The following is a 7526-nucleotide window of genomic DNA, read 5'->3' as shown; positions in this document are numbered from 1 at the left end:
TGCGCCAAAGATCTCACCCATCTGAAGCAACACGCCAGTTCCAGACTGCGATCGATGCAGCGTCGCTGCACGCTGGTCACTGCGTTCTGGAAACAGGCCGAGCTGTTCTGAGCTGTCACCCATTTAAGTGATTCTCAATAGTGCTACATGCCGAAGGGGAGTCGGCACGATTGTGGAGGCAACCCCGAGAGCGCGCGGACTGGCTGGAGTGCCCCGCCGCTGGTAGACAAGTCCGCTCGATGATTGTCATGGCAGTCGAAAAGCTGCCGTTTGCATCCATTGCTTCATTTCCATTGCCGCCAACTGACGGAACCGCAAAGAGCGGCGCGCGATCCCTGCGCCATCTAAACGTCGGCACTCTGGCACAGCGGAGCACTGATGCTCGGCAGGCCACTGTATAGCCTTTTTTCGTCCAGCAGTTCTCGACGTGGCAATTACTATATCAGCTGCACGTGCTACTTCAATCGATAGCTCACATACAGATTTGCGCTATAGACCTGATAGAGGACGTCGCCCCAGGTGTTGTTGGCTGGATCGCTGGGCAATAAGACGTCACGCGCAATCTTGTCCGTGCCGCGAATGTCGAGCGTCAGATCGAAGCGAGGCATTGCATCGCGCAACTGTATACTGACGCCACCATAGTAGCCGTACGCCGCGGTCGGCGCGCCGAGGCGCATGGCTCCTGCAAAAGCGCCCACCGCGAACCTGCGACTGAGATTGTAACGATAGTCGATGGCGCGAACGCCCAGCGCCGTCATACCGTCTATATCGTCCATTTCGACGCGCACGCCGAGCGCGCTGCGCGAATTGACGGCTCGGCGAACACCCACACCGATGTGCGGCCCGACCGCCGATGTTTTTTCCATCGGTGTAATGCCGCCGTCCGATGGATCGAACTCCAGCCGGCTCGCATTGACGCCCGCATCGACGAACAAGTCCACATTCCGGGTGGCCTGTTCGGGCAGCGGGTCTACTGGTCCGGCAAATTCGTGGCGGGCGCCCGGCGAATAGCGTACGAACGCCGCCAGGCGACGAAAGTCCTCGCCGAAAACGTCCCGACCCACGTTGACTTCGGCGCCGTAAACGAACTCGTTCCAGGCGCGTGAATATCTCACCGCAAAGTCATGCTCGCGCTCGTACCGATCCACGCCGTAGCTTTCATTCTGCAGCGTGCGATAACGCAGGTCGAAAAGTCCGCCGAACGGAGCGGCCCAGCCCACGCGCAGCATGTGGCTCTGCGCACCGATCGCATCACGCGCGATCCGTTCGTCGGCGCCCCAGTGTCCGATTACGTGACCGTCATTCGATGTGCCGTCCGGATACACACCGCTCACGTACCAGCCATTCTGCCAATCGGAGACCTCGTAAGTGAAATCGAAACGATTCCACAAACGTGGAATGTCGATGCCCGCCGATAATGACACGTTGCCGAGACGCCAGCCCTCGGCTCGCGAACCGTCCTCGCCGGCGTACTCGAAGTACACCGAGAACGGCTGGCGCGTCGGAAATACGAACTTGCTGGTGAGCGCTGCCACCTGGTTGCCGAACTGATCGTCCGTGCTGAGATCTTCACTGATATTGTCGAAGCGCGTTGGCCGGAAGAAGGCGTTGAGCAGATCGCTGAAGGATCGCTTGCGTTCGCCACCGCCGAACTGAAGCACGCGACTTGCTCCGAGCGACCATCCAGGCACTGGTTCGATGGCCAGGTTCAGGCCGGCGAGCCGTGGCTTGCCGCTCGTCGTGCGGTCCTGAAAGGCGATATCGTCGACATGCGCCATGCGCGCGATGAATGCCTCGTAGGTGAGATTGAAACGAGTGACAGGCGAGTAGTTCGACAGAGTGATGCCGGGCATGGTCGGCGCCTGCGTACCGATGAGCATGGCGCTGTCGGTGAACGGCGACCACCAGTGATCCCGATAACCGATGTCGAGCTGCAGGTATTCGTTGCCGACACTGAGCCAGGAGCCGGCGGGAATCGTCTCGCCAGGGTAGGCGACGCCACCCACTTGCAGTTGCACGTAGTCGTGAAGGCGGAATTGCCCCGCCACGGACGCCGACCATTCAGCTTCGGCGTTCATGCCTCGCCGGTTCGGCAGTGTCCTGTCTGAGTTGCGCGTCGCGCCGCCCTCGATGCCGACATGCGTGAGTCCATGAGCACCCTTGTAGGGGCTCAGATAGGCGCTCACGCGCTCACAGAGCAGCTGATCGATACGGCAAGCATCGCCCAGTGCATCGAGCACGGTGGCCGCGGGGATCGGACGACGTACGATCGGCCGTCCAGCCAGCAGCAGCACCTGATCGATCTGGCGCTCGATCTCGGGGGACAGATTCAGTGGCAGATAAGGAGTGGGGCCTCGCGCCATCGCCGCGTTGGATAGCAATCCGGCGGCCACCGCCAGGGTGACTTCGAATATTCGACTGCTGCTCAAACCTGCTCCTGTTCCGAGTGACCGCCTGGACCGGTGCGATCTATTGTATCGACTCGCGCAGCGCCGATCTTACCCGCAGCAGAAAATCGCCCCGATTGTTCTTGAACCAATCACGCGCATTCGCGGACATTCGCGACCACTCCTCGTCGCTCATGGCCATAGCTCGCTCGACCGCCGCTTGCAAGGCCGCAGTGGAAAAATAGAACGTGCTCGTCAGTCGCTGTTTGCCAACACGCTCATAAGGTATCAACAGACCGCGCTCCTCGGTGACCAGCTCATCCATGGGCGGCGCCGCCACTGTCAGCACCACGGCGCCGACACTCATCGCCTCCACGATGTAGTGCCCCCAACCCTCGGAAAGGGACGGGCAGACATGGAACATGCAGGCATTCTGCTGCTCGAGCAGATCTTCCTCGCTGAGGTAGCCGTGACGGCGATCGATATTGGCCGCCTGAATCTCCGGTGCGTGCGCGTCGCGCCCATGCTGAATGACCGTCAGTGTCGGCCAGTCCGGATGTTGCGCCCACACACGCAACAATCGGTCCGTCCCCTTCATGGTGCTCTTGCCGGCGAGGTGGAAAAAGCGCCGCTCGCGGGGTACATCCGGCCGACGACGGTCCTCACTGGCGAAGGTCACGAACAGGGCATTGCGATCCAGGCGCCGGAAAATCTCCAGCGAATGGCGAGTCTTCGCCCACACGTGATCGACGTGCGGCAGGAAGCGCAAGTCGTGACGGTCGAACCATTCGGGATTGGGCACCACCACACTCTTCCTGGCCTGCGTCAGGAATTCCGGCCAGACGTGCTCCAGCATGATGTTCAGATCGACATCGGCGTCCGGACGCGACCGCCCCAGCCGAAGTTTCAAAAGCAGTTGCCGCCAGGCCGAACGCCGCCGCCGGGCCGCCTGGTCGTCGATGGCCTGCACACTCACGTCGTGGCCGTCCTCACGCAGACAGCCACTGAGCAGCTTCATGTCACGCGCAAGCCCCACCCCGTTGGCTTTGCCTATGATTCGAATCTTGTAAGGCGCTGACGTTCTGGTTAGCACGTGGATTCGGTAGCCCGCTCCCTGCAGCCAATTCTACTGCGCGGATATTATCCGCTAATCAACGTTGACTGACAGCTGAACCGGCGGCGAGCAATAAATGCTCGCAGCGAGTACGATTCCCCCGGGGGACCGAAGGCAATCCAGTCAATGACAAAGAAATTCGTTCTCATCGACCATTCCATGAGGGATCTGGGCGGGCACTACTTCACGTACGCCAGTTGCGTGCTGCCCGCCGCCGAGCGCGCCGGATTCCAACCGATCCTGGCCATGCATCGCGAGTTTCGCGACCTGGCCGCGTTGCCGCCGAGTTGGCAATCGCATCCGGTGTTTCGCAACAAGAGCTATTCGCAGCGTTATGTCGAGAACGGCCCCACCAACGGCACCTTGAGCAGTTGGTGGTCGCGGACGCGCAGCAAGTGGCGGGCACGCGAGCGAGCGCGCCTGGCGGAAAGCTTTGCCGAGGATTGCGCCGCTCTATTGAGCAAGGTGGAGCTCGATCACGGCGATCACGTGTTCTTCGCCTCCGCGTCGGAAATCGATCTGGAGGGCCTGGCGATGTTTCTGCAAAAGGCGCCCGCCAGGTATCGCAAGATTCACTGGCACCTGCAGATCCACCTGGGCATCTTCGAGGGCCGCGATCCGGATTACGCCGACCAGCGTGCTCGTCGCGATTTCATGCGTGAGATCTTTGTGCACGCGCTGAAGCGCGTGCCGGAACATCACATCCATTTGTACTGCACGACGCGAGAGCTCACCGCGCAATACGAGTATTTGGACGTGGCACCGTTCTACACGCTGCCCTATCCGGTGCACCCGCTCTTCCTGCTGCCCACGGCATCGAAGACATCGAGCGACAGCGTACGCATCGCCTGCCTCGGCCACAGCCGGCGCGAAAAAGGCTATCGAGAGCTGCCCATCGTGGTCCGCAGGTTGTGGAACGACTATCTGAGCAAGGGCCGCGCGCAACTGGTGATGCAGACGCGACGACGCGACCTGCGCCGTGCGCTCGACTCGACGGTGAACGATCTCGGGACGCACAGTGCCACGCCGCCGATCGTGTATGCGCCCTTCCCGCTGGACCTGGAACGCTATGCCGAGCTGGTCCGCAGCTCCGACATCGGACTGCTGCTCTATGACAGCACTCGCTACTACGCCCGCTGCAGCGGCGTGCTGCTCGAAATGCTCAGCGCCGGGGTACCGGTCATCGTTCCCGGAGGGTGTTGGCTCTCAGAACAAATCCACGACGAGAACCAGCGCCATCTGCGCGATATCGGCGCGCGTGCCACACCATTGGAGCTGGTTGGGAGTGATGCACTGACGTGGCAATCTCCCGCAAAAATCGATGGTGCAGCCATCTCTTTCACCGATGCCGAAGCGAGTTGCCATTTCGATCTCGCACCCGGCGCGCGCTCGTTGCTGCTCGGGTTTCGCTGGCTGGAGCCCTCGACTCCCGGCACGTATGCGCGGCTGGAACTGGAGCAATTCGATGCGCAGGGCGGGCTGCTGACGAGCTTTGCCGCCATCGTCGGCCCCGGCAGCGATCCGTCCTCGGTGTACTCCTTGTTCCATTTGCACGAGAACGCGCATCGCGCGCGTCTGAAATGGCGCAACGCCTGGGACGACGGCACGATCACCGTGGACTCGGTTCAGGCGCGGCTGTATGCCGAACATCATCCGGCCGGCTCGGTGGGCCTGACCGCGGCCAACATGGATCAAAGCGGCGAGCTGCTGGGCGACGTGTTGCTGCACATGGATCACTATCGCAAGCGCTCCGCCGCGTTCGCCAGCCGTTGCGCGGAATATTTCAACGCGGATCGGATCGTGGCGCAGCTGCTCAGCGCCGAATCGACCGAGCAGCCGAGACTTCACTCTCTCGCTTAGCGCCTCGATCCCGTTGCTGCAGGCAAGCGCGCAGCCGCTGCGCGCTGACGGGAATCATGTTCCCGAACCTGAACCGTCGTCGCGCGTCCCACCGGCCGATAAGCCAGGAGGCCGGCCCCGCCATTGCAAGCCTTGTCCCTGCAGCCGGCCATGCCGCTCCAGGCGCGCTTGAATCCCGGCGAACGTCCTGTCATGCGCCTGCGCCAGTTGCGGCACTGACAAGCCCGAGTCGAACCGCTCCAGCAGTTCGCGGTCCTCCTGCTCGCTCCACGGCTTACCGGCATTGGTCGGCGTGCGCGCACGGCTGTTGCGAGTTTTGGTCCGGTTGGTCATCTCCAGCGCGCGCACGGCTACATACAATGCGCGAATCACGTCCGGCGACTGATACGGCGAATCCGCCTCGAATATCTCGCCAGTCTGCGGGTTGACGCCGTTGGCCAGCGCGGACACGATGGCCAGAGCTTTGTTGTCATCCATGACTTCGATCTCCTTCAAAAACTGCTCTTGATGAAAGTGCTGCCGATGAACTGGAATTCACCGTGCCTCGCGGCGCGTAGCCTCGATGCTGGCTGCAGTGTAGGCGCGCTGACCGCGTGCAAATCCGCTGTATATCTGGCGAATGATCCAGAAATGACCGCGCTTTTCGCGCGCGTGATGTGCTGGGCAGGCCGAGCGGACGCGCGGGCGCGCGCAGGCGGCGGCTGACTCATGCGTGTCTTCGCCCTGTTCGTGGCCCTGCTGGCGGGCTCCTTGCTCTTGGCCGCAGTCTTCACGTATCCCGCCTGGTGGCTGGTCAGCCTGATCTCGATCGAACCGGTGCACCGCGTAATGCATCGCATAGCAATGCTGCTCGCCTTGATCGGCCTGGTGGTGCTCACACGACGGCTCGGCTTGTCGGACAAGGATTCGCTCGGCTATGGACTGCCACGCCGCGAGTTCCTCAAACAGATGGGCATCGGCTTTGCTTGCGGCATCGGCTTGATGCTGCCGCTCACGGCATTGCTGCTCGGGCTGGACATCAGGGAAGTGAAACCGGACTTCAATGCTCAATGGCTCGGGCTGGTCGCTGGCGGCGTGCTCGCCGGGTTCACGGTGGCCTTCATTGAAGAAACATTCTTCCGCGGCGTCTTGTTCACCGCAGTCTCTCGCACATCGAGCGCGACGGCCGCTGTCGTCGCGCCAAGCATCTTGTACGCTTCATTGCATTTCCTCGGCGGCAAGCTGCGCGTTCCGCCGGAGGATGTGTCGTGGGTGCACGGCTTCGAGGTGCTCAGCAAGCTGTTCGAGCGCTACGTTCAGCCGTTGACGTTCGCTGATTCGTTCGTGGCTCTGGCCGTGCTAGGCATGTTGTTCGCCCTAGTGCGGTTGCGAACCGGCGCCATCGCAGCCTGCGTCGGGCTGCACGCAGCCGGCGTAGCCTTTATCGCGGTTCTGCGCGAGGCGACGCGAGTCAATCCGGAAGCGGAGTTTGCCGTGCTCGTGGGCTCGTACGACGGCGTGATCGGCTGGGCCGCGCTCGTGTGGTTTGCGGTTATCGCAGCCGCGTTTGCTTTTTTGAGCCGGAGGCGCGCAGCCGGGAATTAGGCCTGGCGGATATCCAGCCGCTCGCGCAGCAACCTGAGCCGCTCGACGGCGTTGTCCATCTCCAGGCACTGCTGCTTCTCCGGCATGGGCAACGGCAGGATCTCCGCGAGTCGCATCCCGACCCAGCTGGCGTTCTCGTATAACGGCGGCGCCTCGCCGTAGGCCGCGCCCACCTGCACGAACGCTTGTTTCAACAGCTCGGCGAGAATTCCCAGATCCTCGGGAATCTCCATGGCCGGCTCCTCCGGCAGCAGGTTCACGTCGGCGATGTTCAAGCCATCGTTTTGCGTCTTCACGTTGACGATGGAGAACCGCTGCTCGCCGCGCGCCGTGATACCCAGCAAGCCATCATCGAGACGTTCGAAGTCGACAATGCGCGCCGTGGTGCCAATGTTGGTAGTGCGCGCCGTACCGCCGGCCTCGCGCCCTTCGGTGATCAGCGCCACGCCGAAGTTGCTGTTCTCCCGCATGCAGTGGCTCACCATGTCGAGATAGCGCGGCTCGAAAATGCGCAACCGCAGCGGACCGCCCGGGAACAACACCGTATTCAATGGAAACAAAGGCAGGACCACAGACATGAG

Annotated in this window: 6 protein-coding genes; 2 read left to right on the top strand and 4 right to left on the bottom strand. The window is 62.0% G+C overall.

From position 1 onward, the window contains the following. Window positions 1-455 precede the first annotated feature (455 nt). A complete protein-coding gene (locus VGE08_RS10585) occupies window positions 456-2429 on the bottom strand; it encodes a capsule assembly Wzi family protein (protein ID WP_331067844.1) in 1974 nt (657 codons plus the stop codon). Window positions 2430-2469: 40 nt separating this feature from the next. Continuing rightward, the gene (locus VGE08_RS10580; RefSeq protein WP_331067843.1) at window positions 2470-3405 is read right to left on the bottom strand and encodes a glycosyltransferase; all 936 of its coding nucleotides are present in this window, start codon (window positions 3403-3405) and stop codon (window positions 2470-2472) included. Window positions 3406-3627: 222 nt separating this feature from the next. Between VGE08_RS10580 and VGE08_RS10575 the strand changes: the two genes are divergently transcribed. Further along, a complete protein-coding gene (locus tag VGE08_RS10575) occupies window positions 3628-5361 on the top strand; it encodes a hypothetical protein (protein ID WP_331067842.1) in 1734 nt (577 codons plus the stop codon). Between the two features lie 54 nt (window positions 5362-5415). On the opposite strand, the gene VGE08_RS10570 is transcribed toward VGE08_RS10575, so the two are convergent. Then, window positions 5416-5838: a hypothetical protein gene (locus VGE08_RS10570; RefSeq protein WP_331067841.1), complete on the bottom strand. Its 423-nt coding sequence runs from the start codon at window positions 5836-5838 to the stop codon at window positions 5416-5418. 231 nt (window positions 5839-6069) lie between these two features. On the opposite strand from VGE08_RS10570, the gene VGE08_RS10565 reads away from it, so the two are divergent. Further along, entirely contained in the window at window positions 6070-6945 is an 876-nt protein-coding gene (locus VGE08_RS10565; RefSeq protein ID WP_331067840.1) for a CPBP family intramembrane glutamic endopeptidase, read from the top strand. On the opposite strand, the gene VGE08_RS10560 is transcribed toward VGE08_RS10565, so the two are convergent. Then, window positions 6942-7523: an LON peptidase substrate-binding domain-containing protein gene (locus tag VGE08_RS10560; RefSeq protein WP_331067839.1), complete on the bottom strand. Its 582-nt coding sequence runs from the start codon at window positions 7521-7523 to the stop codon at window positions 6942-6944. The two genes, VGE08_RS10565 and VGE08_RS10560, sit on opposite strands and share 4 nt — an antisense overlap. Between the last annotated feature and the right edge of the window lie 3 nt (window positions 7524-7526).

Origin of the sequence: Steroidobacter sp. (genome assembly GCF_036406195.1) — a bacterium.
Lineage (GTDB): Bacteria > Pseudomonadota > Gammaproteobacteria > Steroidobacterales > Steroidobacteraceae > Steroidobacter.
The sequence above is the reverse complement of the archived record's forward strand: the minus strand, read 5'-3'. Positions and strand labels throughout refer to the sequence as shown.